Source organism: Aeromonas sp. 61P (genome assembly GCF_051919545.1).
Taxonomy (GTDB): Bacteria; Pseudomonadota; Gammaproteobacteria; order Enterobacterales; family Aeromonadaceae; genus Aeromonas; species Aeromonas veronii.
The window spans coordinates 2,941,153-2,965,411 of sequence record NZ_JBQBEL010000001.1; the positions used below are offsets into that span (position 1 = coordinate 2,941,153).

At 56.6% G+C, this 24,259-nt stretch carries 35 protein-coding genes, 1 other RNA gene and 2 pseudogenes; 30 read left to right on the forward strand and 8 right to left on the reverse strand.

Annotated elements, in window-relative coordinates; all coding sequences use genetic code 11:
- Positions 1–11 precede the first annotated feature (11 nt).
- A complete protein-coding gene (locus tag ACTG2O_RS13870; RefSeq protein WP_041202713.1) occupies positions 12–659 on the forward strand; it encodes a DedA family protein in 648 nt (215 codons plus the stop codon).
- Between the two features lie 77 nt (positions 660–736).
- Here the strand turns inward: ACTG2O_RS13870 and dsbB are convergent, their stop codons facing one another.
- Entirely contained in the window at positions 737–1,258 is a 522-nt protein-coding gene (gene dsbB / locus ACTG2O_RS13875; RefSeq protein ID WP_139429851.1) for a disulfide bond formation protein DsbB, read from the reverse strand.
- 98 nt (positions 1,259–1,356) lie between these two features.
- Positions 1,357–2,937, reverse strand: coding sequence for a Na(+)/H(+) antiporter NhaB (gene nhaB / locus ACTG2O_RS13880; protein WP_439976082.1), 1,581 nt, complete (start codon positions 2,935–2,937; stop codon positions 1,357–1,359).
- 333 nt (positions 2,938–3,270) lie between these two features.
- Here nhaB and fadR point away from each other — a divergent pair, with 333 nt between their 5' ends.
- The 4 genes and pseudogenes from fadR to ACTG2O_RS13900 form a co-directional block, all read left to right on the forward strand.
- Positions 3,271–3,984, forward strand: coding sequence for a fatty acid metabolism transcriptional regulator FadR (fadR, locus tag ACTG2O_RS13885; RefSeq protein ID WP_026034983.1), 714 nt, complete (start codon positions 3,271–3,273; stop codon positions 3,982–3,984).
- A 264-nt stretch (positions 3,985–4,248) separates the two neighbouring features.
- Entirely contained in the window at positions 4,249–4,389 is a 141-nt protein-coding gene (locus ACTG2O_RS13890; RefSeq protein ID WP_005345965.1) for a TIGR02808 family protein, read from the forward strand.
- 188 nt (positions 4,390–4,577) lie between these two features.
- Entirely contained in the window at positions 4,578–5,135 is a 558-nt protein-coding gene (locus ACTG2O_RS13895) for a YaeQ family protein (protein ID WP_005336887.1), read from the forward strand.
- Between the two features lie 12 nt (positions 5,136–5,147).
- A pseudogene (locus ACTG2O_RS13900) lies at positions 5,148–5,471 on the forward strand (AEC family transporter); the annotation flags it as partial.
- A gap of 255 nt (positions 5,472–5,726) precedes the next feature.
- On the opposite strand, the gene ACTG2O_RS13905 reads toward ACTG2O_RS13900, so the two are convergent.
- Entirely contained in the window at positions 5,727–6,473 is a 747-nt protein-coding gene (locus ACTG2O_RS13905; RefSeq protein ID WP_080768693.1) for a LexA family transcriptional regulator, read from the reverse strand.
- Positions 6,474–6,881: 408 nt separating this feature from the next.
- Here ACTG2O_RS13905 and ACTG2O_RS13910 point away from each other — a divergent pair, with 408 nt between their 5' ends.
- The 12 genes from ACTG2O_RS13910 to ACTG2O_RS13965 all read left to right on the forward strand — a co-directional run bounded on the left by ACTG2O_RS13910 (position 6,882) and on the right by ACTG2O_RS13965 (position 13,515).
- Positions 6,882–9,095, forward strand: coding sequence for a DNA-binding protein (locus ACTG2O_RS13910; protein WP_439976084.1), 2,214 nt, complete (start codon positions 6,882–6,884; stop codon positions 9,093–9,095).
- Between the two features lie 42 nt (positions 9,096–9,137).
- Positions 9,138–9,860, forward strand: a complete 723-nt coding sequence (locus ACTG2O_RS13915; protein WP_029300291.1) for an AAA family ATPase — start codon at positions 9,138–9,140, stop codon at positions 9,858–9,860.
- A gap of 45 nt (positions 9,861–9,905) precedes the next feature.
- Complete coding sequence (locus ACTG2O_RS13920; RefSeq protein WP_139493912.1) at positions 9,906–10,523, forward strand: hypothetical protein; 618 nt, start codon at positions 9,906–9,908, stop codon at positions 10,521–10,523.
- Positions 10,507–11,058, forward strand: a complete 552-nt coding sequence (locus ACTG2O_RS13925; protein WP_439976086.1) for a transcriptional regulator — start codon at positions 10,507–10,509, stop codon at positions 11,056–11,058. The genes ACTG2O_RS13920 and ACTG2O_RS13925 overlap by 17 nt, the downstream gene beginning before the upstream one ends.
- Positions 11,059–11,114: 56 nt before the next feature.
- Positions 11,115–11,363, forward strand: a complete 249-nt coding sequence (locus ACTG2O_RS13930) for a hypothetical protein (protein WP_005353401.1) — start codon at positions 11,115–11,117, stop codon at positions 11,361–11,363.
- A gap of 19 nt (positions 11,364–11,382) precedes the next feature.
- Positions 11,383–11,562, forward strand: coding sequence for a hypothetical protein (locus ACTG2O_RS13935; RefSeq protein WP_042084134.1), 180 nt, complete (start codon positions 11,383–11,385; stop codon positions 11,560–11,562).
- A gap of 10 nt (positions 11,563–11,572) precedes the next feature.
- Positions 11,573–12,193 (forward strand): DUF3164 family protein, encoded by a 621-nt coding sequence (locus ACTG2O_RS13940; RefSeq protein ID WP_005345949.1) that lies wholly within the window; start codon positions 11,573–11,575, stop codon positions 12,191–12,193.
- Between the two features lie 12 nt (positions 12,194–12,205).
- Positions 12,206–12,400, forward strand: coding sequence for a hypothetical protein (locus ACTG2O_RS13945; RefSeq protein WP_378012815.1), 195 nt, complete (start codon positions 12,206–12,208; stop codon positions 12,398–12,400).
- Between the two features lie 7 nt (positions 12,401–12,407).
- An RNA gene (locus ACTG2O_RS13950) (hammerhead ribozyme type II) lies at positions 12,408–12,477 on the forward strand.
- A 45-nt stretch (positions 12,478–12,522) separates the two neighbouring features.
- Positions 12,523–12,780, forward strand: coding sequence for a hypothetical protein (locus ACTG2O_RS13955; protein WP_106843594.1), 258 nt, complete (start codon positions 12,523–12,525; stop codon positions 12,778–12,780).
- The gene (locus tag ACTG2O_RS13960) at positions 12,767–13,033 is read left to right on the forward strand and encodes a hypothetical protein (protein WP_324648681.1); all 267 of its coding nucleotides are present in this window, start codon (positions 12,767–12,769) and stop codon (positions 13,031–13,033) included. The genes ACTG2O_RS13955 and ACTG2O_RS13960 overlap by 14 nt, the downstream gene beginning before the upstream one ends.
- The gene (locus ACTG2O_RS13965) at positions 13,033–13,515 is read left to right on the forward strand and encodes a gp16 family protein (protein ID WP_439976089.1); all 483 of its coding nucleotides are present in this window, start codon (positions 13,033–13,035) and stop codon (positions 13,513–13,515) included. Before ACTG2O_RS13960 ends, ACTG2O_RS13965 begins: the two co-directional genes overlap by 1 nt.
- Here the strand turns inward: ACTG2O_RS13965 and ACTG2O_RS13970 are convergent.
- Both ACTG2O_RS13970 and ACTG2O_RS13975 read right to left on the reverse strand, forming a co-directional pair.
- Positions 13,490–14,284, reverse strand: a complete 795-nt coding sequence (locus ACTG2O_RS13970; RefSeq protein WP_378013466.1) for a toll/interleukin-1 receptor domain-containing protein — start codon at positions 14,282–14,284, stop codon at positions 13,490–13,492. The genes ACTG2O_RS13965 and ACTG2O_RS13970 overlap by 26 nt on opposite strands.
- Positions 14,285–14,395: 111 nt before the next feature.
- Positions 14,396–14,701: a hypothetical protein gene (locus ACTG2O_RS13975; protein WP_378013465.1), complete on the reverse strand. Its 306-nt coding sequence runs from the start codon at positions 14,699–14,701 to the stop codon at positions 14,396–14,398.
- A gap of 113 nt (positions 14,702–14,814) precedes the next feature.
- Here ACTG2O_RS13975 and ACTG2O_RS13980 point away from each other — a divergent pair, with 113 nt between their 5' ends.
- The 3 genes from ACTG2O_RS13980 to ACTG2O_RS13990 all read left to right on the forward strand — a co-directional run bounded on the left by ACTG2O_RS13980 (position 14,815) and on the right by ACTG2O_RS13990 (position 16,104).
- A complete protein-coding gene (locus tag ACTG2O_RS13980; protein ID WP_378013464.1) occupies positions 14,815–15,237 on the forward strand; it encodes a Mor transcription activator family protein in 423 nt (140 codons plus the stop codon).
- Positions 15,238–15,518: 281 nt separating this feature from the next.
- Positions 15,519–15,875, forward strand: coding sequence for a Rap1a/Tai family immunity protein (locus ACTG2O_RS13985; protein WP_378013463.1), 357 nt, complete (start codon positions 15,519–15,521; stop codon positions 15,873–15,875).
- A 103-nt stretch (positions 15,876–15,978) separates the two neighbouring features.
- Positions 15,979–16,104, forward strand: coding sequence for a hypothetical protein (locus ACTG2O_RS13990; protein WP_429011699.1), 126 nt, complete (start codon positions 15,979–15,981; stop codon positions 16,102–16,104).
- 68 nt (positions 16,105–16,172) lie between these two features.
- On the opposite strand, the gene ACTG2O_RS13995 is transcribed toward ACTG2O_RS13990, so the two are convergent.
- The gene (locus ACTG2O_RS13995) at positions 16,173–16,832 is read right to left on the reverse strand and encodes a DUF4145 domain-containing protein (protein ID WP_378013462.1); all 660 of its coding nucleotides are present in this window, start codon (positions 16,830–16,832) and stop codon (positions 16,173–16,175) included.
- 145 nt (positions 16,833–16,977) lie between these two features.
- Here ACTG2O_RS13995 and ACTG2O_RS14000 point away from each other — a divergent pair, with 145 nt between their 5' ends.
- The 9 genes and pseudogenes from ACTG2O_RS14000 to ACTG2O_RS14040 all read left to right on the forward strand — a co-directional run bounded on the left by ACTG2O_RS14000 (position 16,978) and on the right by ACTG2O_RS14040 (position 22,498).
- Entirely contained in the window at positions 16,978–17,553 is a 576-nt protein-coding gene (locus ACTG2O_RS14000; protein WP_267511938.1) for a glycoside hydrolase family 108 protein, read from the forward strand.
- The gene (locus ACTG2O_RS14005) at positions 17,550–17,867 is read left to right on the forward strand and encodes a hypothetical protein (RefSeq protein WP_040069946.1); all 318 of its coding nucleotides are present in this window, start codon (positions 17,550–17,552) and stop codon (positions 17,865–17,867) included. The genes ACTG2O_RS14000 and ACTG2O_RS14005 overlap by 4 nt, the downstream gene beginning before the upstream one ends.
- Positions 17,860–18,081 (forward strand): hypothetical protein, encoded by a 222-nt coding sequence (locus ACTG2O_RS14010; RefSeq protein WP_005353373.1) that lies wholly within the window; start codon positions 17,860–17,862, stop codon positions 18,079–18,081. Before ACTG2O_RS14005 ends, ACTG2O_RS14010 begins: the two co-directional genes overlap by 8 nt.
- Positions 18,082–18,248: 167 nt before the next feature.
- On the forward strand, positions 18,249–18,476 hold the full coding sequence (locus ACTG2O_RS14015; RefSeq protein ID WP_069555362.1) for a TraR/DksA C4-type zinc finger protein: 228 nt from the start codon (positions 18,249–18,251) through the stop codon (positions 18,474–18,476).
- On the forward strand, positions 18,457–18,771 hold the full coding sequence (locus ACTG2O_RS14020; protein ID WP_439976094.1) for a DUF2730 family protein: 315 nt from the start codon (positions 18,457–18,459) through the stop codon (positions 18,769–18,771). The genes ACTG2O_RS14015 and ACTG2O_RS14020 overlap by 20 nt, the downstream gene beginning before the upstream one ends.
- Positions 18,768–19,064, forward strand: a complete 297-nt coding sequence (locus tag ACTG2O_RS14025; protein WP_270817898.1) for a VpaChn25_0724 family phage protein — start codon at positions 18,768–18,770, stop codon at positions 19,062–19,064. Before ACTG2O_RS14020 ends, ACTG2O_RS14025 begins: the two co-directional genes overlap by 4 nt.
- 2 nt (positions 19,065–19,066) lie before the next feature.
- Complete coding sequence (locus ACTG2O_RS14030) at positions 19,067–19,642, forward strand: DUF3486 family protein (protein ID WP_408808616.1); 576 nt, start codon at positions 19,067–19,069, stop codon at positions 19,640–19,642.
- Positions 19,642–21,200, forward strand: a pseudogene (locus ACTG2O_RS14035) (terminase large subunit domain-containing protein). The gene ACTG2O_RS14030 and the pseudogene ACTG2O_RS14035 overlap by 1 nt, the downstream one beginning before the upstream one ends.
- Positions 21,200–22,498 (forward strand): DUF935 domain-containing protein, encoded by a 1,299-nt coding sequence (locus ACTG2O_RS14040; RefSeq protein ID WP_439976097.1) that lies wholly within the window; start codon positions 21,200–21,202, stop codon positions 22,496–22,498. Before ACTG2O_RS14035 ends, ACTG2O_RS14040 begins: the two are co-directional and overlap by 1 nt.
- Before the next feature lie 359 nt (positions 22,499–22,857).
- Here the strand turns inward: ACTG2O_RS14040 and ACTG2O_RS14045 are convergent, their stop codons facing one another.
- Entirely contained in the window at positions 22,858–23,520 is a 663-nt protein-coding gene (locus ACTG2O_RS14045) for a helix-turn-helix domain-containing protein (RefSeq protein WP_257691478.1), read from the reverse strand.
- 43 nt (positions 23,521–23,563) lie between these two features.
- Entirely contained in the window at positions 23,564–23,707 is a 144-nt protein-coding gene (locus ACTG2O_RS14050; RefSeq protein WP_181281628.1) for a hypothetical protein, read from the reverse strand.
- 172 nt (positions 23,708–23,879) lie between these two features.
- Between ACTG2O_RS14050 and ACTG2O_RS14055 the strand changes: the two genes are divergently transcribed.
- On the forward strand, positions 23,880–24,197 hold the full coding sequence (locus ACTG2O_RS14055; protein ID WP_439976099.1) for a phage virion morphogenesis protein: 318 nt from the start codon (positions 23,880–23,882) through the stop codon (positions 24,195–24,197).
- The last annotated feature ends 62 nt before the right edge of the window (positions 24,198–24,259 follow it).

A 24,259-nucleotide genomic window follows, 5' to 3' on the forward strand; every position in this document is an offset into this window, starting at 1 on the left:
GTATGGAAAAAATGGATCTGATCCTCTTTGCAATCGACTTTATTCTGCACGTAGACGTGCATTTGAAAGAGCTGTTCGAGAACTATGGCGTCTGGGTTTACGCCATCCTGTTTCTGATCATCTTCTGTGAAACCGGCTTGGTAGTGACGCCGTTCCTGCCGGGTGACTCCCTGCTGTTTGCCGCCGGTGCGCTTACCGTGGGCAGCGTGCTGGACGTCCATACCCTGGCGGCCGTGCTGATCATCGCTGCCGTGCTGGGCAACGTGGTCAACTACACCATTGGTCACTTCTTCGGCGAGCAGCTGTTCCGCAACCCGGACTCCAAAATCTTCCGCCGCGACTATCTGGAGAAGACCCATGCTTTCTACGCCAAGCATGGCGGCAAGACCATCATCATCACCCGCTTCCTGCCCATCGTGCGTACCTTTGCGCCGTTCGTGGCAGGGATGGGGGCCATGACCTATCCGCGCTTCCTGGCGTTCAACCTGGTTGGCGGCCTGCTGTGGGTACTCTCCTTCGTTTATGCCGGTCACTTCTTTGGCAATCTGCCGGTGGTGCGTCACAACTTTACCCTGCTGATCTTCGGCATCATCGGTATCTCCCTGTTGCCCATGGTAATTGGCGCGGTCAAGGCCAAGATGAGTACAGCCAAGGCATAATCAGAAATACGGTCAACCAGAACGAGAAGGGGGAGCCATAATGGCTCCCCCTTTTTATCTTCACGCGGGCATGACACTCAGTTGCAGCAGCGCCCTTTCACCAGATTGCCGATGGCCACCACGGTGAAGACCAGCAGGTAAGCGGCGAAGATGACGACCAGCCACTGGGGCATGGAGTAACCGAGGAACTGCCAGGTGATCTGGGCACAATCCCCTTCCGGCATAAAGAGCCAGGGGAGCCACTGATCGAGCGGAGCCCAGCTCGGGAAGTCGGCAAACGGGCTGCAGACGTTGAACGGGGAGGGGTTAACCTGATAGTCCACATGCTTGAGGGCCAGCTGGAAGCCGCGGAAGGCACTGTAGCCCCACAGCAACATGGCACTCCAGCGAACATACCACTTATCCGGCGCCACCATGCCGAGCAGGCCGGCGGCCAGCACACCCAGGGTCGCCAACCGTTCGTAAACACACATCACGCACGGGGAGAGGCCCAGCACATGCTGGAAGAAGAGGGCGCACAACTCGAGGAACAGGGCTGATGCTGCCAACAGGCCCCAAGCCAGCCGATGGGCGGCAATACGGCGGAGAAACTCGATCATCTCATTGATCTCTCAGAAAAAACAGTGGCTGAATTAGAGCAGAGCGGAACCGAAAAGAAAAGGGCCCTGAAAGGGCCCTCGGAAACCATATCAATGGATTAATGCAGCGCTGGCTGTACCGCTGGCAGCGTACTCTCCATCACCAGCCATCCGTGCTGATAGAACCACTCGGTGGCAGGACCAAGCAGCAATTCGACAGAGAAAAAGCCGATCAGCCCCAGCACCAGGGTGTAGGGCAGCGCCATCCAGACCATGCGGCCATAGGAGAGACGCAGCAGCGGCGCCAATGCCGAGGTGAGCATAAACAGGAAGGCGGCCTGACCATTGGGGGTGGCGACTGACGGCAGATTGGTACCTGTATTGATGGCTACCGCCAGCAGATCGAACTGGGCGCGGTCGATGGCACCATTGAGCATGGCCGTCTTCACCTCATTGATGTAGACGGTGCCGACAAAGACGTTGTCACTGACCATGGAGAGCACCCCGTTGGCCAGATAGAAGAGGGCCAGCTGGTTCTCCGGTTTGGCTGCCAGTACCAGCTGGATCACCGGCTTGAACAGCTGCTGATCGATGATGACGGCGACTACGCTGAAGAAGACCGCCAGCAGGGCGGTGAAGGGGAGTGCCTCCTGGAAGGCTTTACCCAGCGAGTGCTCCTCGGTGATCCCGGTCAGGGAGGTGGCCAGCACGATGACCGAGAGGCCAATCAGACCAACGGCAGCCAGGTGCATGGCCAGACCGACGATCAGCCAGACCGCAATCAATGCCTGAACGATCAGCTTGGCCTTGTCTTGCGGGCTGCGTTTTGCCTCTTCGTAGCGGTTGTACTCCTCCATGATGGCGCGCACCGTGTCCGGCAGGCGGGCACCATAGCCAAACCAGCGGAACTGCTCTACCAGCACGCAGGTCAGCAGACCGCAGATAAAGACGGGGACGGTGACGGGTGACATGCGAATGGCAAATTCGGCGAAGTTCCAGCTGGCTTGCTCGCCGATGATGAGGTTTTGCGGCTCGCCCACCAGGGTGCAGACACCACCCAGCGCGGTACCGATGGCGGCATGCATCATCAGGCTGCGCAGGAAGGCCCGAAAATCGTCGAGATCCTGGCGATTGAGCTCGGCGACTTCCTTATCATCGGTATGGTCATGGCTGTGACCAAACTCCTTGCCGGACGAGACCTTGTGATAGATGGCATAGAAACCGGTGGCAACGCTGATTACCACGGCAATGACCGTCAGTGCATCGAGAAAAGCCGACAGGAAGGCGGAGACCAGACAGAAGGAGAGGGAGAGCAGGATCTTGGAGCGAACGCCGATCAGCAGCTTGGTGAAGACATAGAGTAGCAACTGCTTCATGAAATAGATGCCTGCCACCATGAACACCAGCAGCAGCAGCACTTCGATATTGGCGACCAGCTCGTGCTTGACCTGATCGGCGGAGGTCATGCCGATCAACACGGCTTCGATCGCGAGCAGACCGCCCGGTTGCAGGGGGTAGCACTTGAGGGCCATGGCCAGGGTGAAGATAAATTCAACGACCAGTAACCAGCCTGCAATGAAAGGATCAAGGTGGAAGGCGATCGGATTGATCACCAGAAATAGCAAAATGGCGTTTTTGTACCACTGTGGCGCATTGCCCAAGAAGTTCTTGGCGAATGCCTGCCCTAGGCTTATTGGCATGATAATGGGTCTCAACTTTGTTGTTAGGATCTGCTTCTATGCAGTCAAGGATGATTCGACCTGTGCCTCCGGATGTTGGCCTTTATCTGTCTGATTCCTCGTGATTTTAATCAAAAAGCGTGACGATTATAAATGATAGCCGATGGATCTCTGCCCATCTGTCTGTTTTATAACCACCTTGTCGGGGTTGGCCGGCTTCCTCGTGGCGATTAGATACATATTCCCGACACTATATTTGCCATATGTGAGCAGAGGACTGACCTTATGCTTGCCAGCCATCATCGCTTTGATATCATTCGTCAGCCTTTTTACGCATTACAACAGAGTCAATTCATGGTTATAAAAGCGCAGAGCCCAGCTGGGTTTGCCGAGGAATACATCATCGAGTCCATCTGGAACAATCGCTTTCCTCCCGGATCTATTCTGCCCGCCGAGCGTGAATTATCCGAGTTGATCGGGGTGACGCGGACTACCTTGCGCGAAGTGCTGCAGCGGCTGGCCCGTGATGGCTGGTTGACCATCCAGCATGGCAAGCCGACCAAGGTGAACAATTTCTGGGAAACCTCCGGCCTCAATATTCTGGAGACGTTGGCCCGTCTGGATCAGGACAAGGTTCCTGATCTGATAGCTCAGTTGCTCTCAGCCCGTACCCATATCTGCACCATCTTTATCCGCGGGGCGATCCGTCACAATCCGGAACAGGCCGCCGAGATCCTGCGTGGCGCCGATGGGGTCGAGAACAACGCACAGGCTTATGCCGAGTTCGATTATCGCCTGCACCACCAGCTGGCGTTTGCTTCCGGTAATCCGATCTACGCCCTGATCCTGAACGGTTTCAAAGGGTTGTACAGTCGGGTTGGCAGCTATTACTTCTCCGACAAGCAGGCCCGCGAGACCGCAGATGCCTACTACAAGACCCTGCTCAATCTGGCGGAGACCAAGAACCACGAAGCCGTGTTCATGACGGTGCGTCAGTACGGTATCGAGTCCGGCAAGCTGTGGACCCGCCTGCGTCAGGACATGCCAAGCGATCTGTGCGACAACTGATCCCTTGCCTGTGCTGTCCAAGAAACGCGCCATCCGGCGCGTTTTTTTATTCTGCCGTGTTTGTGTCTATCCTTGATTGGCAGTGGTAATTGCTTGAACTGCATGGATATTTGGCCAAAAAGCTTGATCCAGCGCAAATGAACCCTGCATTTATCACTTGGTGGCATAGGACCCAACCGCTGATTGAGGTCAAATGGAGGCATCAAGAGCGGAGCCAATATCCGCCAGAAGGAACACACCTTTCACCGGATGAAGGACACAACAATGAGTCTTCTTGAACACACCATCTGGACAGTACTGGGATACGGGGCCATGCCCTTTATCTTTCTGAGCGGATTCGTGGCGGTGGCAGTGACCTGTTGCATGCTGCTGAACGCGTTCGGGGTACAGTCCGCCGAGAAGTGAGTCGCTTCTCATGCCGCCAAATGCCAGTCTTCGGACTGGCATTTGTTTTTTGTGTCTTTTAAAGCACTTATCCCGGCAGGGAAGGGGAAATCTTTGGTCCGGATGGTCGAACCTGCCGCCGATTTTGATTACACTGGCGCCCGTATTTCCCACTCACCCTTCTCTAATCCAGGTGTTCAAGGTTTTCTATGGCTCTCAAGGCAACCGTATTCAAGGCCCAGATCAGTTTGTCTGATATGGATCGCAATCTGTATCAGGACTTCTCCCTCACCCTGGCGCGCCACCCCTCCGAAACCGATGAGCGGATGATGATCCGGCTGGCGGCCTTTGCCTGGCACGCTGCCGAGCGACTGGAGTTCACCAAGGGATTGAGCGCCGATGACGAACCCGAGCTATGGTGCAAGAACTACTCGGACGAAATAGAGCTCTGGATCGAGCTGGGCCAACCCGATGAAAAACGGCTGAAAAAGGCCTGTAACCGTGCTCGTCAGGTGGTGCTCTACCTCTACGGCGGTCGTGGCACCAGCGTCTGGTGGAAGCAGAACCAGGGCAAGCTGAGCCAGCATGACAACCTCAGCATCATCGAACTCTCCGACAGCCAGACTCTGCCGCTCACCGCCATGGTCGAGCGCACCATGCAGCTCACCTGCACGATCTCCGATGGTCAGCTCTGGGTCAGTAACGGCGCACTGGAAGTGACGCTGGATCCGGTGGTGCTGATGGGCAAACCGGCCCGCGAACTGTAACGGACGCAGCCCATGTTCAGCGCCTTGCTCAATATCGTCATTCCGGTGTTCGGTGTGGTCGGGCTCGGTGCCCTCTATGGGCGATTGCGACCGGGGGCCGCGCTCGGTTACGTCAATCGGGCCAATATCGAGCTGTTTACCCCGGCGCTGGTCTTCTCCGCGCTGGTCAAGAATCCGTTGGTGCTGGCGGAGCATCTGCCGCTGATTGCGGCGGGGGCGCTGGTTATTCTGTTACCCGGTCTGCTGCTCGCACTGCTCAAACTCAAAGGGATTGAGCGGGCAGCCCTGATCTTGCCCGCCATGTTCCGAAATACTGGCAATCTTGGTATCCCCTTGTGTAACCCATCACCAAGAATGAAAAACCGGGAGCTGGTGAAAACAAGTGGGAGACGGCGGGACAAACTCAGGAATGGCGGGGCTTGTGGCGTGATGCGGTTAAACCAAGCCGTTTAAGCGCAAAATGAAAAGTTGGTACGCTCAGCCGATTGGGATGCACTGAAAATGAAAAACAGGCTGGCCGCCTGTTTTTTCTTTTGTGTGACAGCGAGTGGTTTAAATCCGGGTTTAAGCGACTGTCTGTAGCACCACCAGTTAAAAAAAGTCGTGCCCTGCCCAGACTACCTTGCCGATCACGGCCAGGTTCTCCAGCTGGTTGGCTGGAACGACCTGCAGGGGGTAATCATCGCGGTTGTCGCTGATGATGGTGATCCCGCCATCGAAGTTTTTCTGCAGGCGCTTGGCGTAGAGCTCTTCCCCCAGGCGCAACACGAAGATGGATCCGTCTTCGATCTGATTCTTGCTGATATCGACCAGGATAGAGTCCCCAGAGTGGATGGTGGGTTCCATGCTGTCGCCTTTGGCGAAGACCACCACCAGGTTATCCGGGTTTAACTTGCGAAACGTGAGCCACTTGCGGCGAAAGGCCAGCTTGCGTTTAACCTCATGATCATCATTAAACGCACCATGGCCGGTACTGACGGTGACATGGTAGCCATCGATCAGCGCGTACTCCTCATCAAACTCCTCACGTTGCACCATCTGCTCGGCCGTTCCATCCGGGTGTTTCGGGCCCTGACCGGTGGCCAGCCACTCCAGATTCACATTGAACGTCCGCGCGATGCGCAGCGCCTTGTCGATGGTGGGCAGTGAATTAAACGGGGGGAAGTATTTGCGCATCCCCGACTCACTCATCCCCACCAGTTCGGCAAATGCCTTGTAGCTCAGGCTCCCGCGCAGCTCATCCAGACGGTCACTCAAAGTATCCATTCCCGCCGTCAGAAAAGATACCTCACCGTCTTTTTGTGCTGCTTGTGGTTTTTCTTCATAACGCTCTGACATACAAGGAATTCTCGGCTAGTGGCTAATGCTGGTGAGTCGATAGACAAAAAATTCCGCACAAAAAGACTTGTCAATCTTTTTGGGGTGATCAATCATTCATATGTGACGCATTGCGACATAAAATCATTCTTTTATGAATGATAAAGATACGCACTGCGACACTTGATGATACCGAAACGGGGTGAGTATGTCAGGGAAAACACCAGAGTGGATCAGGGCTGAGCTCATAAAATGCGGATATTCCCAAGCTGCTTGGGCACGCGCTAAAGGGTTGCACCCCCGAGCCGTACAGCGTTGCATCAAACACTATGCTCCGGCCAGAGGGATTAGCCCCAAGCGTCGGGAAAGCCGCGCCATCATGGCCCTGCTGTCCGAGTCGCTGGGGATCGATCTGCTTGGAGGTGACCAATGAGCACCTGGTACACCGCCCAGGCACTGGCCGGATTGGTTGGCATGCCCGCTTACCCCGATGGTGTGCGCAAAAAGGCCGAGCGTGAAGAGTGGCAAAGCCGCAAGCGCGAGAAAGGCAAAGGGGCTGAATACCACATTGGCTCACTGCCGATTGAAACCCGCCGTTATCTGGCAGAACAAGCTGTGGCCGCACAAGGCCATGCAGTGACCGACCATGCGGCGGGTGGCAAGGCCATGGCCAAGTTGCTGGCACGCGAGGTGCCGGTCAAACCGGAGGCAGGCCGCAAATTGCTGACATTGGGGGAGGGGGCTCGCCAGAAGGTCGATGCCAGACTGCTCATCCTGCAGGCCGCCGATATCTTCCTGGCCCCCTATCACGCCTGCCAGCAAGGGGAGGTAGGTCGCCGCGCCTTTATCGAGGCATACCGTGCCCGCACTCTCGCCCTGCCTGTCAGCGTTTATGAAAGGCAAAAGCCATTCAGTCTGATCACCTTGCGCCGCTGGCAAAGTGCGCTTGCGGATGAAGGCCCCGCAGCCCTGGCTGGCAACTATCAGCGGGAACGGCCATCAACCGTCGAGCAGAGCCCGGATCTGGCCCAGTTTCTCACCGCACTGGTCACCACAAAGCCCCATCTGGCCAACAAGTGGGGGGCGCTGCACGAACTGGCCAGCCAATACAGCGACATGAATCAGCTGGGATGGCAGATCCCCAGCCAATCCTCCTTGCGTCGCTGGATGGTGAAATGGTTGGCAGAGAACAAGGTGGCCTTTACCTACACCACCAACCCGGATGCCTACAACAACAAATACCGCAGCGCGATCGAGGAGATGTACCCCTGGATGGCCCAGCCCAACGACGTCTGGGAGTTCGATAGCACCCCGGTCGATGCGATGCTGGTGGATGGCCGTCACAGCATCATCGCGGTGATCGACGTGTATACCCGTCGCGTTCGTCTGCTGGTGGCCAAGAGCTCATCGAGCGAAGGGATCTGCTTGCTGCTGCGCAAGACCCTGCTGGCCTGGGGCACCCTCAACGATAACGGCGTGATGCGCACCGATAACGGCTCTGACTATGTGAGCCAGCGGGTCATGTCCATCTGCACCCTGCTTGGCATGAACGTCAGCCGCTCCAACGCCTACTCAGGGTGGGAGAAACCCCATATCGAGCGGTTTTTCCGCACCTTGAGCCACGGCCTGATCGAGCTGTTGCCCTCCTATATCGGCCACTGCGTGGCAGACCGTCAGGTGATCGAGGCGCGCAAGAGCTTTGCCCAGCGGCTGGAGGAGAAGCGCAAACCGGATGCACAAAAAGAGATTTACGAGCTGGCCATGACGGCCGCCGAACTGCAAACCCTGCTCGATAACTGGCTCGATGCCCGTTACCACAACCGCAAGCACAGTGCCCTCGGGGTCAGCCCCAATGAAAAGTATCAGCTGGCCCGTTATCAGCGCCGTGCCATTCCCGATGAAGCTGCGCTGGATCTGCTGCTCAACCATATCGGCGAGGCGACCGTCTCCAAAGGTTTTATCAAGGCCGGTGGCCTCAAATACAGCGCCCCCGAACTGTTGGAGCACAACTGGAAGAGCCAGCGGGTCAGCGTCTTTCTCGATCCGTGCGATGTGGGCCGCGCCATCTTGTACCGCACCGGCGACTGGAACGAGCGGATCGAGGCCATCAACATCGACCTGCTGGGCAATGGTATCAGCCCAGATGCCTTCCGGGCGGCCAAAAAAGCCGATGCCAAGGCGCTGGCCAGTTTTCGCCGCGAGATGCGCAACCTTGCCAAAACCTTTGGCATCGACCAGCTCCATCAGGATGTGGTGCGCCACTTCGTCGACCAGGCCAAGGGTATTGAAGCGTTCAGCCGTCGCGATCTCACTCTCGATAACCCGGCATTGGCAGCGCTAACCGGGGTCTCAACGCCCGCTGAACCCGCCCGTTTCAATGCGGCAGAACTGGCCGCCATAGAAGCCAGACGAGAAGCGAAAGCGCTGCGGGCGCAAGCCACCGCAGGGCAGGAATCGAGAGCACTCAAGACCGAGTACGAGCAAGCCATCTATCTGGCAGAGCGGGAGCTGGATACCCCGCTGACAGAGCGGGAGAAGGAGTGGCTGACCCGATACCTCTACAGCCACAAGCTGATGGCAAAACGCATTAACCGCCATCTGGATGAAGTTCGGGCTACCCGCTGCACCCAGGCAAAAGGTTAGCGAGTAGCCCGAAAAGGCCCAAAAACAAAGGACAAACCCACTATGAAACACAAGATCGTTGAAGTCAAAAACATGATCAAGACCGAGCAACTGCTCGACAACTTGCTCAACCGCTCCAGCATCGTGCCGGGCATTGGTCTGATCCATGGCCCCTCCGGCTTTGGCAAGACCACCGCCGTGGAATGGCTGTTCAACCAGGACGAAGTGAACGGCATCTATGTCCGCTGCTACAAGGCCGACACGGTGACCAGCCTGCTGGAACAGATTGCCAAAGAGATCGGCATTCCCCAGCGCCACAACCTGCGTGCTCAGGTCGATAGCATCATCGAATCCGTGCGCGCCGAAGAGCTGGCCATCTTCGTGGACGAGGCCGATTACGTGGTCGGCAATGCCCGCATCATGGAGACCCTGCGCGATATCTACGATGCCACCGAACAACCCCTGATCCTGGTCGGGATGGAAGAGATTGCTCGCCGCATCAGCCAGCGCAAGCAGCTGTTTAACCGCATCTCCCAGTGGATCGAATTCAAACCGGCCGATCTCGATGACGTGTCCCTGATTGCCAGCGAAATGCTGGAGGTGGATGTGGAGATCGACGATGCACTGCTGGATCTGATCCGCAAGCGCTCCAACGGCGTGGTACGCACCATCGTCTCGGCCCTCGACAAGATTGAAAAAATGGCGATGGCCTCTGATGCCCGGATTATCCGGCTGGAGGACGTTGACGCCAGCGAGCTGCTCCATGACGTGCGTCGCAGCCGCTAGCCGTCAGGCTACAGCTAATAAAAACAAAGCACGGGAGGGATTCCAGTGGTTGGAAAAATCAGAAATAGCAACGCAGAAGAAGCATGGCACTGGATGTGTCAGCAGGACTCTTTCGACTTGCTTGAACTGGTAGAGGGGAGCCAGCTCAAGTTGGGAAATGTCTATCTGATTGTGCGCCGTTGGTTGGCAAGTAGCCATTTGCGCTGCGTGTATCAAAAGCCGTTTGGTCGGCGGATATCGTTTCGCGGGAGTCGCTATCAGGTAATTGACCCATCTAACGTGCCGCAGTTTGGCTCAGGGAATCGCCAGACAAAGCATCGGAAAAAGCGTCGTATTCATCGAAAAACGGTGCAGCAAAAGATGTGGAACACCATGAAGATCAGCCGTTTTTTCACTCTGAGTGACCTCGCGATTACCTCTGGGGTCGATGACAGTGGCGCCAGCACTTACACCACCTTTTTGATCAGGGCTGGATATGTCCGGCTGGTGGACAAGATAGAGCGCTTCAAGGTGAAAGGGGATCAGAACCGTTACCAGTTGATCCGTGATACCGGACGTTTTGCCCCCATGGTGCGAGCAAAACAGGGGGGATGTTGGGATCAGAACGAGCAGCACTTTTATCAGTTTGATGTGAAGGAGGCACCTCATGGAAACGTGGCTTGAGGTGTTGCAGGCCGAAGTGGCTGCCAGTTCGCTGGCCCAGGTGGCCGAGAAGCTCGGGCTATCTCGCACCACCATCAGCCAGGTCTGCAACGAAAAGTATCCCGGCGATATGGCAAGGGTACAGACCCTGGTGGAAGGGGCCCTGATGGGCAACAAGGTGAGGTGCCCCATCCTGGGGGATATCCCGGCGCATCAGTGTCTCGCTCACCAACGCCGAGGCCCCAGCGAAGTGGGCAGCAGTCCGATGGATATCAAGCTCTGGAAGGCATGCCGCAGCGGTTGCCCTCATAGCCAGCTGACCGAGGCGCAGCAGCTTCGCCGCCCGATGCGGTTATCAGTAGATCAGGGCAAAGGGTCACAGAAAACGGCTCGTTATGACGCCGAGGCCACCCTCTCCAGATTGCGCCGTCAGGCTAAAAGCGATGGCGACAATGCCAGCAGCAGCCTGCGCATTCTAAGTGAGCTGCTGGCGGAAGAGCTGAAAATCATGGCCATCAAATACAACCGGCTGCTCGACAAGCAAGCAGGCAAATAAGGGTTGGCGGGGCTCTTTCGCGGTGGGCCCGGTGACGAGATCACAAGGAGAACGGGATGAAAAAGCATCTGCACAGCAATTTGCAAAAGACCGCCGAGCAGCTCAGCCACTGGTTGACGGCCAAGGGATATGACGTTCGCACCAGTCGGGTTTGTCATACCCCGCTGCTGGCGGTCACCGGGCCACTGCCCAAAGAGATGCAGGCGCGCGCCGTGTTGAGCCGTGAATGTCTGGCGGGCGTGGTGCGCGAAGTTGCCCTGGTGCGCTTTGGCGGCTGCCTGCTCCACTGGCGCCAAGAATCCTGAAACCAGCCAGGGGGATGAGATGAGCAAGATCCAGCTTGATATAGAAGACGAGGCGCTGGCGCGGGTGGTGCTGCGCCAGTTACCCAAGTTTCTCGAATTCTGCAGCGCGACCCATCAGGAGGAGCTGGCGAGCGCGACAGCAGAGCAGTACAGCGCCGTGATGTGCCCTCCGGTGCCCGGCAGCAACAAGATCCATTAAGGAGAAGCCCATGCAAGAAGCACAAACCGCCAGTACCACCCCGATGCGCCAGAACGCTCAGGGGCACTGGGTACCGGAAAACCTGATCGCCCCGGCAGACAAGCTGCGCGACGAAGTGGTGCTGGCCATTATCGCGGCAGCTCGCGAGCAACGCGCACAGCTGGCCGCCTTCAAGATTGGCGCCATGCAGCAGATCGCCGATTTTGTGGATCTCTCCGCCGAGCAGTATGGCGTGGCGTGGGGCGGTACCAAGGGCAACGTGACCCTGCTCAGTTTTGATGGTCGTTACAAGCTGATTCGGGCAGTGGGGGAGCACCGCAAATTTGATGAACGGATCCAGGCCGCCAAAGCGCTGATAGACCAGTGCATCGAACGCTGGAGCGATGGCGCCAGCAGCGAGATCCGCGCTCTGGTAGACCATGCCTTTCGGGTATCCAAGAGCGGTCATATCGATGTGAACCAGGTGCTCTCCCTTCGTCAGCTCAATATCGATGACCCGGATTGGCTGCTGGCCATGCAAGCTGCTGTCGATGCCATCCAGGTGACCGGCACCAGCCAATATCTGCGGCTCTACGAGCGTGACGCTCACGGGCGTTACATCCAGATGAGCCTGGATCTGGCCAAGGTATAGGGAGGAGGCGTGATGGAAATCAACGTAGAAAAAGCCGAAGAGCAGCTGCTGCTCTGTGAGCAGATCACCGAAACCGAGGGCACCTGCTACCCCGACGACACCTATGAGGATGGCATCAAGGCCGCCTTGCTCTGGGCGCTGGGGCTAGGGCCTGCGCCCCTCAATGCCGAGGAGTATCAAGGGGTGATGCCACTGCAGTTCGAGTAATAGCCCGATGCGAAACAGGGCGGCACTGCCGCCCTGTCTATCCGGTGTGGTGACCGGGTACTGATGAGCAACCAAATGATCTGGGCCCAGGTCTTCACCGTCTTGATACAAGGAGCACGGCGATGACCAAAACAGAGATGGATATTCGGCTTACCAAGATATTCAGCAGCGCAGCCATTGCACTGGCGGCCGCTGAAAAACGGGCTGTGTGCAAACAGCTCAAACAGTTTGATAAAGAGGCGCGCGCCCGTGGTTTTCACGCACTGGCCGGAGAAGCCTGCCAGATGCGCTGGCAACTGGTGGCCGAACTGCAGCAGGCCAAATCGGCCAGAGATTGTGGCGGGGTACACGAAACCGGGGATCGCCATGGCCATCTATAGCCCCCTGCTAGCTCCCCATATTCTGGCTCGCCGCCTGCAAAGCGGTCGGGCCTGCATCACCGAACTGGGGCTGGAGCAGCGTTGCCCCCGTTGTGGCGAGTTCTGGCCATGGGATACCGAGTTTTTCGGTTTGGCGAGTGATGCCACACGGCTCTCCAGCTGGTGTCGGGGGTGCCTCAATGAGCACTACCAACAGCTGAGGGTGGCCGAGCAGCATCATGACAGCAAGGCAGAACGGGGAGGGGATAGCTGATGGATAAACGCAGCAGATTGATCCGGTTGGTACAGGTAGGGCGCCGTGCGTTGGCACTTGATGACGAGTCTTACCGCGACCTGTTGGCCAGCCACACCGGCAAGCGCAGCGCCGCCCTGTTGAGCGAGCAGGAGCTGGAACAGGTGCTGACTGCCTTCAAGGCGGCGGGCTTTACGCCCAAGCTTGCTCGCCATGCAGCCAACAGACTGCTGAGTCCGGCGACCGGTAGCCACGTCAGGGTCAATGAAATTGCCAAGATCAGGGCCATCTGGTGTGAGATGGCCCGCCTTGGCATCGTCAGGGATGGTTCGGAAACCGCATTAAACCACTGGGTTCAACGGATGACGGCCCGTTTAAACGGCGGGGTAGGGGTGGCCGAGGTAGGATGGTTGGATGCGCCTCTGGCCGTCAAAGTGCTGGAGGCGCTGAAAAGGTGGAGAATAAGAAACAGTCAAATTAAATCGGAGCGGGCGGGGGAATAACCTGCACACCATGCGACATCAGTATGCTAGCAACGGTGGCGATAGGTATTTTTAAAGACTGTGCAATTTCTCCAATAGTTTTTCCATCGTGGTACATTTCTAAACACATCATTGGAGTATCCCTGATCTCTAACGGGATATGTATGCTTTTTACTTTTTGGACATCAGTATAGGGCCGTTGATTATCTTCCAGCCGATTCAAGCGCGAGTTAAGTGTTCTTGTATGTTCGAGGATTTCGGAAAGAATATCCTTATCCGGTCGTGCTTTTGGTTTTTCTGTTACGGGGGTGTCCGCAATAATTTTTTGAAACCGCTCTTCAAATTGCGCCCAATAGGTGTCCAGCACCTTGGTCAGAATAGCTGAGTCTAGGCGGTTATCACCCAAGCGGTTGTTGAGCGTATGTACAAGGGCATAAATGCCACCTTGGTCTGGCTTGGTATGGTTGAATTGAGCCAGAGGATCTCGGATATCGTGAGGTTCTAGGTCTATCAACAGGGTGCAGACACGAGAGTTGGACAGCCCCTTGGCCAGTGCGCCAGCCTCAAAGAGTATCCAGGGTTTCTCTTTGTTCTCTTGGGTCAGACAGATGATGCCGGTTGTCACATCCTGCAACTGGTCTTGGATTTCGCTAAACCAGAGTGAACCCCGGTCAATATCCTTGGTGGAGATCCAGGGGCGGATCGCCTGCAATACGCAACGTAGCCACTCATCCAGCAAGGTGGCCACCAATCTGCTGCGTTCCCCCGACCAACTCAGAAATACCTTCATCGCTTACCCCATTAACCCACTGATTGAAGGGGGATTTTATCCGATGGTGCGAAATGGCACCAGTGGCATATTGGGGGTATATGCATGCTCTGAATGTAATTTGCTCCTTTTCTAGTAGAGGTCTTTCCCTGCTTTTTCCAAGCGAGCACAGGTAGCGATGACTCCTTTGCAGAACAAGATAAAACCGACAGCAGCAGAGCCTAACCAGATAATGTTGAATACGTCGCCAAAATCAGGATAAGACCAGAGAGTTCCTTTGCCTGGATGAGTTAACTTCAGTTTCATCACTCCAGGGAAAATCACCAAAAACAGCGCAAGGACAAAGCCTAAGAATGCAGGCCATAGAGCATAAGGATCTCGCTGGCTTTTCGCCGTTAGATCCAGCAGCCATTCAACCAATCGTTCGCTCCATTTCATTCGTCTCAATCTCCCTTTGATAACGAGGGACTCAGTATGCGCTAAAAAATGTGCGCATAAAATGGCCTGTGTTCTAATCGGCGCAACGCATTTTCTGTTTTGCCGGGGGAGTCATGGAACAAAGTCAGGATCTCTTTGCCGATGATCACGCCTCACTGGGGCAGCTGATCGATCGCCTCGACCAGATCCCGGCCTCCGAACTGACGGCCAAATGGCCCAAAGCTCTGAGCGAGCTGGTCGATGTACTGGCCTGCGAACTGGCAAGGGGGGGGATGGTGCCAGAACAGGCCAAGGCTCAGGCCCGCAAGTTGGCGCTGGTACAGGCCCACTATATGGGGGGCCGTGCCTACTACATCCCCACTGGGGATCATCTCAAGGCTGCACTGCGGGATAGGGCTATCTGGGATGAGTTCAATGGCCGCAATATCGACCAGCTGGCGAGGAAGCATAGCCTCTCGGTGCCCCAGACCTATGCTGTGGTAGCAGAGCAGCGGGAGTTAACACGGCGACGCAATCAGCCTGATTTGTTTGGGTAATAGCGTAAAACTCCTCTGCGGAAGGGCCTCCCGTTGTTAGTCACAAGGGGGTAATTTACCGCACATACAGCATGTCGGTAGATTGCCCCCACTGCTTGATTGACGTGAGGTGGTGTATATCATCAGTGCATGACTACATGTAACGCCGAGAACCCGGTAATTTGTTGATAATGTAAAAATCCCAAGTATTGACCCTGCGCATTAAATTTTTCGTAAATATGCAGTAGCCTTCCGTCTGTTACATAGCTAGATTTCATCGAGCGACAATCTTGTTTTCAGCGATGAACCGCTATCAAGCTTTTGGGAGGAAAATTGTGCACAGAATCTTTGCTCTGCTAACTTTGATGATGACTTTCTCAGCCTCGGCCGTGTTCACATCAGGTAACGATCTCAAGTCGTACATGGACGAGGACGATAATGGGGGGAGTTTCCTTGGAGGTGTCTACAGCGGATACGTTATCGGGGTGCACGATGCATTCGACGATGTACTGTTCTGCACTCCCGAGAACGTTACTAAGGGCCAAGTCAAAGCAGTAATTTCAAAGTACCTGAAAGCCAACCCCGAACAGTGGAACAAATCGGCAGATTCGATCGTCATCGAGGCATTACGAGGGGCTTTTCCCTGCAAGAAGAGTTAAATCTGTATCAAGTAAAGGATTAGTCCCAAATCATCTCTCAAAAAAAGTATCGCAGCGAGGTGCTTTCTTGGGGATCGCGGATCAGTAGCAACGTTAACCAGTAATGCAAAGACCGAATACACTTGCCAACAAGCATGGGCTTTCGGTGCCACAGACCTATGCGGTGGTGGCTGAACAGCGCGAACTGACCCGCCGCCGCCATCAGCCTGACATGTTTGGCTATCAGTAGCGATACGACTTCCATTAAAGGAAAACCCCGCTGCAGCGGGGTTTTCATTCATGATGATAAATCGACGGTTATTTGAGCGGTGGTTTACCAGCTTCGGCCAACTTGGCATCCAGAGCTGCGCGTCTCGCGGCATTTTTAGCTGGTTGCACATAACAAAAATCAAACAGCATATCGAGCACATCAAGGTTCCATTCTGCTTCTTCGGGCTCGACAGGAAGAATCTCACCAGTATTTACACTTTTCTGTGTATGAGCAGCAAAATTGCCTATAGCTCGCACTGCATCTAAATGATCAGAAATATGACTAGGCAAGCCTTTTGTCTTAGCCTCTGTTATTGCTCGGTCAAGGTTACTATTTGTTGATAGTTTCGCATCAGCAAGGAGATGTTGCAGGCAGCGACGACTGAGAGCTGCGGAAGCTTGGGCACTGAAACTAAGTACCAGAGCTGACTCATTGTAGTCATTCGCAATGGCTAGAGGAACCTCCACAGGAGCGGCTGGCCGAGAGCCTCGAGTTTGAGGAAATGCAATAAAATTTTGTTTTTGAAGCAACCCACCATTTACATTTAAAGCGGACTTCAAATTGATAATCGGTTGGGAGCATGATGGGCACTCTAGACAACAAGCATACCAATAATACGGCCGTCCCGTAGTGTCTTTGCCACAGGCACCTAATTTAATCTCATTGAAATTGTTATGAATGGCAATTTTGCAGTGTGGACAAATCATCGAGAATCGCTCCAGAGAATACGATGTAATCTATATTATCATTAAGTGATTTGGTGAAATAGATTCTTAATGTAACCCACCATAAACCCATGCCATAGAGGCCCCTCGGTACGCTGCTGATAACGCAGTTCACCGAGGGGCCTTTATGTTATCACTCGCACTTAAATGGCTGCTTCGTCCCGATGTGGAAGGGGGCGAAGTCAACCACCCGGCAGACCGGGGTGGTCATACCAAGTACGGCGTCGCCGACGCCGCCGATGGCAAGAAGGACGGCATGGCCGACCTCGATCGGGATGGGGTACCCGATATTGCTATCGGTGATCTGACACCGGCCCATACCGAGCCCTTTTACCGCCAGAACTACTGGGCGCCCGCCCGCTGTGACCTGATCGCCAGCTTAAGCCCTGCCCTCTCTATCGCCGTGTTTGATGCAGCGGTGCATCACGGGCCGAAACGTGCCATCCAACAGCTGCAGCAGGTTTTGGGGGTGATGGCAGATGGCCGCCTTGGCCCGGTGTCGATTGGCAGGCTCGAGCAGCAACTGGGCGCCAAGGGTGAGGGCCAGTTGTTGCTGGCGCTGATGATGCAGCGGGCCAGCTTTATGCACGGCATTGTGCGCAAAGACCCGAGCCAGTGGGCCAATGCCGATGGCTGGATCAATCGGCTGTTGCGTCTGCAGAGCTACCTCCTTTCCGACGTGGTTGGCGAGGTGGTGGCATGAGCGTGCTGACCATCAAGCAACAGAAGTCGGCGGCCGCGATCCAGGCTGCGGGCTGCTTTGGCATCCCTGAGCTCAAGAACCCCCGTTATCTCGCGTGCTTCAAGGATGGGCGCAAAGCCCATCTCAAGGCCGCTCTGGCCAATCAGATCGCTGACCCGAAGGCGATCCCGCTCTATAGCCACCATCAGACCCGTCAATCCCTCTTTGAGAAGGGGTGGCGTTCGGTGACCGAACTGGATCGCCTGCGGGCCCGTGCCCGTCATTGCCAACCTCCGTTATTTCAACCCAAAAAGAAGGAAGCCCATCATGCCTGATTCCCTGTTACCTCAAGCGAAGTCTGCCTTTAAAAGCCGCACCGTGATCGGTGGTGTGATTGCCGTGGGGGCCGGTATTGCGGGTCTGTTCGGTGTGCCGGTCGATGCGGGTACCCAAGCCAGCTTGGCATCCACCCTGGTGGATCTGGCCAGTGCGGTAGGTGGCCTGCTCGCCATCTGGGGCCGCATCAAGGCGACTCATACCGTCCGTTAAAACACTGTTTGAGCCTGTTCCAGAGGGCGTTATTGGCGCAGCCAGTTTGGTCTCGGACAGCGCGCAGAAACCGCAGCGTACACGCAGTACGTGAGGCTTTCGAGCACTGCCCAGGGCCAAAATGGCAAGTGAAATAGCCTAATGGGATGGGCTCCGAGAGAGGTCATGTGACAGACCATATAGACCGCGCCCAGCTGGCCGATGCCGATCGGACTGGGCGCATTATCGAAGCCCACCAGAACAGGGCAAGGCCACACGGTGATGGTATCTGCTGCGATTGTGACGAAGCCATCCCGCCCTCCCGCCTTGCCGCCGAGCCTGGTGCCGAGCGCTGTATCGAGTGCCAGACCCTGTATGAGCGCAAGGAGGCGACCCGTGTGGGAATTCATCGTTAAGAACTGGGGGCCTCTTTATGCATTGGCCAGCTTGGTGGGTCTGGTGGTCATCATCTTGCTCTCCAAAACCTACGCCAAGCGCGAAGACCTCACTGCTCTGGTGCAGAGGGTGCAGCGGGTGGAGCAGGTACTGGCTGATCTGCCGAGTGAGCGTGAGCTGCACAAGCTGCAGTTGGAGATCAGCGAGCTGCGGGGGGTGTTGCGGGAGGTGAAGCCGGAGCTGCGCCAAGCCCGCCGCCTTGCTGATCTGCTGCTGGAAAATGAGCTTGCCGCCGTACAGAAGGAGAAGCCATGAACATTCAACAAATATTGGACGCCCAGCAGCGGCTGGTGATCCTGCGCTCCCTGCTGGATATCGGTGGTGCCGCCAACGAGTCAATCCTCAATGACTGCCTCGACCAGCTGGGTACCGGCCGGGTGACGCGGGATCGGGTGAAGACCCTGCTGGCCTGGCTGGAAGAGCAGGGGCTGGTGCGTATCGAGCGACTGGCCACGGTGCAGGTGGCTCACTTGACCGGTCGGGGGCAGGACGCGGCAGAGGGCCGGGCAACTGTGCCAGGCGTCAAGAAGCCCAGGGCGGAGGATTGACCATGGCCGATAAACCGACCCGAGGCCGTGCCAGCAAGGTATGGCTGCTGCCTGAGTCCATCCGTGATGCCCTCAACGAGATGCTGCGGGATAAGGGCAACAGTCAGGCCGCCATCCTGGATGAAATCAACGGCCTGATCGAGGAGGCGGGGTTGCCCGATGATCTAAAGCTCTCCCGCTCCGGGTTAAGCCGTCATGCCAGCCAGGTTGAACAGGTCGGCCAGCACCTGCGGGATTTGCGCGAAACCACGGCCGCCTTGACCTCCCAGCTTGGCGACAAGCCGATGGGGGAGACCACCAAGCTCATTCTGGAGCTGGGCCGTTCCCAGTTGTTCAAGGCGATGCTGGCTCAGGTGCAGAACCCGGAGGAGGCGGTGGATATCGACATGCTGAAAAACGCCATGCTGGCGGCCCAGCGGCTCGAATCGACCGCGATGCAGAGTCACAAGCGGGAGAAAGAGATCCGCCAGGCATTTGCCGAAGAGATCGCCGCCAAGACTGAAGCCATCGTGACTCAGGCGGGCTTGAGCGGTGAAGCCGCCGCCGAGATACGCCGCGAAATCCTGGGGATTGCCTGATGACCGCCATTGCTCAGACCCCTATCGCCCAACAGTTAGCCCAGACCCTGGGTACCGAATACAACCCCGACGAGGTGTTGCTGCCATACCAGCGCATCTGGATTGCCGACGAGAGCCCGCTCAAGATTGCCGAGAAGAGCCGCCGCACCGGTATCACCTGGGCGGAGGCTGCTGATGCAGCCCTGACGGCCTCCAAGACCAAGACGGCTGGCGGTTGCCACCACTTCTATGTGGGCAGTAACAAGGAGATGGCCCGCGAGTTTATCGATGCAGTGGCGATGTGGGCCAAGGCGTACAACAAAGCTGCCGGTGAGATCCAGGAGGAGGTGTTCACCGACGACGAGGATAAGGCGATCCTCACCTTCGTGGTTTATTTCGCCTCTGGCTTCAAGGTGCAGGCGCTCTCCAGCAACCCCTCCAACCTGCGGGGGATGCAGGGCAATGTAACCATCGACGAGGCCGCATTCCACGACCGACTGGCCGAGGTGTTGAAGGCCGCCATGGCGCTGACCATGTGGGGCGCCAAGGTACGGTTGATCAGTACCCATAACGGCGTCGATAACCTGTTTAACCAGCTGATAAACGACAGCCGCGCGGGCCGTAAAGAGTATTCCATCCATACCATCAGCCTGGACGATGCTTGCCGCCAGGGGCTCTATCACCGGATCTGCCAGGTCAAGGGCGGCCTTTGGACACAGGACGCAGAGGACGCCTGGAAGGCGGGGCTGCTCAAGGCCACGGCCACCGAAGAGGATGCCCTGGAGGAGTATTTCTGCGTACCCAAGCAGAGCAGCGGCGTCTATATCAAGCGCACCCTGATCGAGCGGGCGATGCAACCGGATATCCCCATTCTGCGCTTTACCGCCCCCAAAGACTTTGAGCTCTCGAGCGAGGAGACCCGCAAGGCGGTGGTGGATATCTGGTGCGAGGAGAACCTCAAGCCCTGTCTGGAAGCACTCGATCGCAGTTGCCGCCATGTATTGGGAGAGGACTTCGCTGCAAAGGGGACTTGTCGGTTTTCGTACCGCTCTCCATCGCCACCAACTTGAGCAAACGGGTGCCCTTTGTGGTGGAGCTGGTCAATGCCCCCTATGAGAGCCAGCGCCAGATCCTGTTCTACCTGCTGCAGGGGTTGCACCGTTTCACGGCGGCGGCCTTCGATGCCACCGGTAACGGCGGCTATCTGGCAGAAGCCGCCCGCCTGCGCTGGGGGGCCGGGATGATCGAGTGCGTAATGCTCAATGACCCTTGGTATCGGGAGTGGATGCCCAAGCTCAAGGCGGAGTTTGAGGATGGCAACCTGACCATCCCGCGCCATGCAGACGTGCAGGATGACTTGGGGAAAATCCAGGTCATCAACGGCATCCCCAAGATCGACAAGGGCAAGAACACAGGCCAAGGGGGCCAACAGCGCCACGGTGACTTTGCGGTGGCCTTGGCCATGGCGGTGCGGGCCAGCTGGATGGAGGGGGGCGCCATCGAGTTCACCCCGCTGCCCAACAAGCGCGATGAAGCAAGGGGCGATCACCATCATTCGTTCGAGAGAGGTGCCTGGTAATGGGCAGGATCATCGATATCAACGGCAATCCCCTGCGGATGGAAAAAGAGCCGCAGACCGAGAACTCGGCGGCGCTTGCCCAGTTGCGCCGTCACTATAGTGAACACCCCACGGTGGGGCTCACCCCGAGCAGGGCGGCAGCCGCATTGAAGGAGGCAGAACAGGGCAACCTGATCGCCCAGTGCGAGCTGGCCGAAGATATGGAGGAGAAAGACGCCCACCTGCAGAGTGAACTCGGCAAACGTCGCCGCGCTCTGCTGGGAGTGAGCTGGACAATCGAGCCGCCCCGCAACGCCACCCCGGCGGAGAAGCGTGACAGCGAGATGATCCGCGAGCTGATTGAGGACTTTACCTGGTTTGATGATGCCATCTTTGACGCCACCGATGCGGTGCTCAAGGGGTTTTGTGCCCAGGAGTTTTGCGGCTGGGAGCTGGTGGAGGGGTTGCAGCTTCCCAAGGGCATCATCTGGCGCGATCCCGCCTGGTTTCAGACCCACCCGGACGATCGCAACCAGCTGCGGCTGCGTGATAACAGCCATGAAGGGGTTGCCCTCAACCCGTTTGGCTGGCTGCTGCACAAGGCCAAGTCCAAATCGGGGTATTTGGCCCGCACCGGCCTTGTCCGTACCCTGATCTGGCCGTTTCTGTTCAAGAACTACAGCGTGCGCGATCTTGCCGAGTTTCTGGAGATCTACGGCCTGCCGGTGCGGCTCGGCAAATACCCGGAAGGGGCGACCGAGAAAGAGAAGGCCACCCTGCTGCAGGCGGTGCTCTCCATCGGTCATAACGCCGGGGGCATTATCCCGCGCGGGATGGAGATTGAGTTCCAGAACGCCGCCAGTGGTCAGGCTGATCCCTTCGTGGTGATGATGGAGTGGTGCGAGCGCTCCATGAGCAAGGCCATTCTGGGGGGCACCTTGACCTCACAGGCCGATGGCAAGAGCTCGACCAATGCTCTGGGTAATGTTCATAACGAGGTGCGTCAGGAGGTACGGGATGCAGATCTCCGCCAGCTGGCCGCTACCCTGACCCGCGATCTGGTCTATCCGCTCTATGCACTGAACGGCAAGAGCTATCAGGGGCCGCGCCGTAGCCCCCGGCTGGAGTTTGATGTGACCGAGCCGGAGGATATCTGCCGTTATGCCGACAGCCTGCCCAAGCTGGCCGCCTGCGGCATGCGCATCCCGCTCGACTGGGCTCACAAGAAGATGCAGATCCCGCAGGCTGAACCCGATGAGCCGCAACTGGTTGCCGCTACGTCGGTCAGCAAACCGCCAGCTGATAAAGGGGAGGGGTGATGGCGGTGGCTGTTTTTAGCGACCGATCTTCTTTAGCCCCCTCTCCCCTTGCGGGAGAGGGTTGGGGTGAGGGGGAGGTTGCAGGGGGAAAATAAAAATACCCAAGCGGCCAGATACTGACGGCTTGGGTATCGCGCCCACCCCTATCCCTGTTGGTATACAGCCATTTCGGCTACTGGGTGACCTGTTCGCCTAGCTCTGTATGAGCCGCCTGCATACCCCTTGTCGATTTGAATCGCGCCGTGAGAGCAAAGGGCTGTTCACAGGGCTTAACTCGCAAGAGTGCTCAAATCTGTGGCGGTATTGCCGCCTTTCAGAGCGTTAAGGTGCTCTGACACCTGTTTGGGTGTCCGCTGAGGCTACCACTGTGCCGGGTACTCCTCAATCCCTTCCACCGGAAAGCCTTGTTGCAGCAGGGCTTGGCGGATCAGAAAGGGGAGGGTGTGGCCATCGCTAGGCCATGTGGACGCTATTTCAGTGCCGGCCTTATCAAGGTGGTCCACCAGTTGTTTGCAAGTTAGTGGGGGAGAAATGGATGAGAACCAAATCGAATCATCCTGATGGCTATCGAGTAACAGCCCATCGTTAAATTGAATGCGCGCTTGAGAAACTATTCGAAAGGTATCCTGCCCTTGGTGATGCACAATCCACCGTTCCCGAGGATAGGTCTTGCAACGTTTATCGGTATTGGGGTCGAATCGGAGGTTATCAAAGAGATGTTGAAAAATAACCTTGCCCTCAACCCGATAAAATTTCTTCGTCTTGGTTTCATCATCGATAGACCAATAGAGGCGAAAGGATTGGCGGCGCAGCGTATGGCCATAGCGGGTCAGCAATTCGGTCAGTTGCCCCTCATTGGCCAGTTTCGTCCCTTTTGCCCACGCGCTGACAATAGATTGCTGGGTTCGGCAAAGTGCGGCGATCTCTTTTTGCGTAAGACCATCGTTGAGGGCGAGCCGGATAAGGGCCCGAGTCTGTTTAAAGGGGCGTTTGGCGCCGGTGGATTGCTCGTTCTGTGTCATAGGGATCCAGATAAGGGGGGACGAGCCCCCCGGTGTCTCTTGTTTACTTCTTGCCGCCGCTTTTCGGGTTCTGCGGATTCAATTGCGAGCCACGGTTCCCCTGATTACGGTCATAGGTAGAGTTGGTACCGTTCGAGCCTTTGTTGGGGTTGCTGATATCGGCATTGTGGTTTGATTGCTTGGTCATAACATTCTCCCTTGTGTGTGTGATGACGAGAGAAATGTTAACTAATTCATAATCTTATACCATTGATGATTTAATGATAAAAGTTGATAAACCGTGATATTTGACCTGGCTGCCCAATTTTCACTGGGCGCAGGATACGAGCACTGGCACAACAAGCAGCAGGGGGAATCAGATGGCAAATAACGAGAGTGTGCTCAATATGGTGGGGTTGGTGGAGGCTAGCGACTATCTGGCCAGCTTGCTGGCACGGCTCGCTGCACTGGAGCAGGGGAACGGTGTGGCTGCGGTCAGCGCGTTGCCAGAATTGCTGGCTGCCCAGCCCGATCCCCGCTCTCTCTACTTCGGTACCCCGCTTGAATATGGCGCGGCCCACCAGTTCGGGCGCCCAGAGATCAACCTGCCAGAGCGCCGCGCTCTGGGGCTGTCAGAAGGGGATAAACAGAGCGTGTTGGAGACGCTGGAGGGGTATCTCAGCCCCGAGCCATTGTAATGCTCCATACTCTGTTTGTGTCCCCAGCCGGTGCGGATGGTCAGCCTGATAGCAAGGTGTGA